This window comes from Pseudomonas sp. Sample_21 (genome assembly GCF_004307525.1).
Taxonomy (GTDB): domain Bacteria; phylum Pseudomonadota; class Gammaproteobacteria; order Pseudomonadales; family Pseudomonadaceae; genus Aquipseudomonas; species Aquipseudomonas atacamensis.
In genome coordinates this window covers 1-1,931 of the sequence record NZ_RCNZ01000050.1, presented here as the reverse complement: position 1 = coordinate 1,931, position 1,931 = coordinate 1, and the positions used below count along the sequence as shown (strand labels likewise).

Annotated in this window: 3 protein-coding genes; 1 reads left to right on the top strand and 2 read right to left on the bottom strand. The window is 60.8% G+C overall.

The annotated features are described in order from the left end of the window. Nucleotides 1-437: 437 nt before the first annotated feature. The gene (locus D8U71_RS07265; protein ID WP_016774975.1) at nt 438-1,046 is read right to left on the bottom strand and encodes a prepilin-type N-terminal cleavage/methylation domain-containing protein; all 609 of its coding nucleotides are present in this window, start codon (nt 1,044-1,046) and stop codon (nt 438-440) included. Beyond that, nucleotides 1,043-1,489 (bottom strand): type II secretion system minor pseudopilin GspH, encoded by a 447-nt coding sequence (gspH, locus tag D8U71_RS07260; protein WP_130887500.1) that lies wholly within the window; start codon nt 1,487-1,489, stop codon nt 1,043-1,045. Before gspH ends, D8U71_RS07265 begins: the two co-directional genes overlap by 4 nt. A 120-nt stretch (nt 1,490-1,609) precedes the next feature. Here gspH and D8U71_RS07255 point away from each other — a divergent pair. Further along, the coding region (locus tag D8U71_RS07255; protein ID WP_130887499.1) for a general secretion pathway protein GspC at nt 1,610-1,931 on the top strand (322 nt) is incomplete at its 3' end.

Sequence of the window (1,931 nt, the reverse complement as noted above, 5' to 3'; positions counted from 1 at the left end):
TAGGAGCTGCCGAAGGCTGCGATCTTTTGATCTTGCTTTTGCTTTCTGTGGGAGCGAGCCTGCTCGCGAATGCGGTTGCCCAACTTACCAAAATCTTCCGGTCGCACTCGAACCCTGTGGGAGCTGGCTTGCCAGCGATGACGGCCTAACAGCCAACCAAGCTAAAGCTGACTGCCCCTAATTCAATTGTGGGAGCGAGCCTGCTCGCGAAAGCGGTTGCCCAGCTGACCAATATCTTCCGGTCGCACTCGATCTCTGTGGGAGCTGGCTTGCCAGCGATGACGGCCTAACAGCCACCCAACCTGCAACTGACCGCCGCCAACCCAATTGTGGGAGCGAGCTTGCTCGCGAAAGCGGTCTACCAGTGGCAACAACATTGACTGACCCACCGCGTTCGCGAGCAGGCTCGCTCCCACATTTGCTTGGTGACTGCCAAATTATTGCAACAACCCAATCACCTGCCGATACCGCTCAACCCCCTGCGCCGTCTGCCGACTCAAACTAATCTCCAACCCCAACGGATCCTCCCGCCGATTGCCACTCAACTGCCGCCACCCCTTATCCACCTCCCAAACCCGCACCTGCACATCACTCACCTCACTCAACACCGCCACCCCATTCCCAGGCGCCGGCAACGGATAGCGACTGCGCGCCTCAGCCACCGCCCGATACAACGTATCGCCCTTGACCCACCAGCGAACCCGCTGCAACGCCCCCGGCTGATCCGCCGCGCTACGAATAATGTCCAGCCGAAACCCCTTGCTATCACTACTGCGCACCGTCACCGCCGGCGGCGCAGTCGGCGCCTCATCCTCAGCCCCGACCTTGCGCGGCTCGCTCAACTCCACCCCCGCGCGCATGTCCACATCCCGCTGCAACTGATTCAACACCCGCAACAACCCATCGCTCTGCTCACTGCTGGCCTGCAAATGACTGTCCGCCCGCGTCACACTGTCCAGCCCGCGCCAGGCAATCAGACTCACCACCGCCATCAGCAGAATCGCGACCATCACCTCAATCAGAGTGAACCCTTGCTGAGTCTTCATTGAATACTGATCCGCCCACTGCCATCGCGCAGCACACTCATCCGATTGGCCCCATCCGACAAAATCAGCCGCAACGGCGGATTGATCCACTCGGCATTCAGCACCACCGTCTGCCGGGGTTCCACACGCACCTCGACCTTCGGGCTCTGCCACACACGCGGGCGCAACTGCGCATCCTCCTTGAACGACTCAAACCCCACGCCATCATCCCCACGCCGCCCAAAGCGAAACCCCTTGGCATCCGCCACCCACACAATCGGCCGCCCATCGGCGCGAGCCTCGGCCTGCGCCACCTGCAACAACTGCGCAACCCGCTCGGCATCCTTGCGCAACAACTGCAACGGATCAGGCTTGATACTCAAACTGATCGCCGCACTGGCAATCCCGATGATCACCAGCACCACCATCAACTCGATCAACGTAAAACCACGCTGCCTGCTCATCACCCACGCGCTCCTTGGCGTCCCACCCCATCGTGCCCGGCGAACATGTAAGGCATGTGAAATAAAACGGAGAGAATTGCCGCGTAGGCTGGCAACAGGGACAACAAGGAGTGACAACCCATGAAACTCACCGCACGGATTACCCCAGCGCAAACCGTCCAGGCCCTGGCCCTGCTCGCCGCCCTGGTTGGCGTCGCGACATGGTCGTCGCTGCTGCTAACCACGGCGGAATCCCACACCCCCGCAGCCGCCCCGCAAGTGCTCGCGGCGAGAAGTGACAGCCCGGCGTTGCAGTGGTTCTCCAATGAGACCGCACCAGTGGATATCAAGGTGAGTGGGGTGATCGCGGGCGGGAGCGGGACGGTGGCGATATTGAGTTTGAACGATGGCGCGCCGAGGAGTTTTTTGGTGGGGGAGAAGGTCTGTCTCTTATACACATTCT

Bases quoted from the DNA above. Each gene is read 5' to 3' on its own strand.
- D8U71_RS07265 (WP_016774975.1), bottom strand. From the start codon at position 1,046: ATGAAGACTCAGCAAGGGTTCACTCTGATTGAGGTGATGGTCGCGATT.
- gspH (WP_130887500.1), bottom strand. From the start codon at position 1,489: ATGAGCAGGCAGCGTGGTTTTACGTTGATCGAGTTGATGGTGGTGCTG.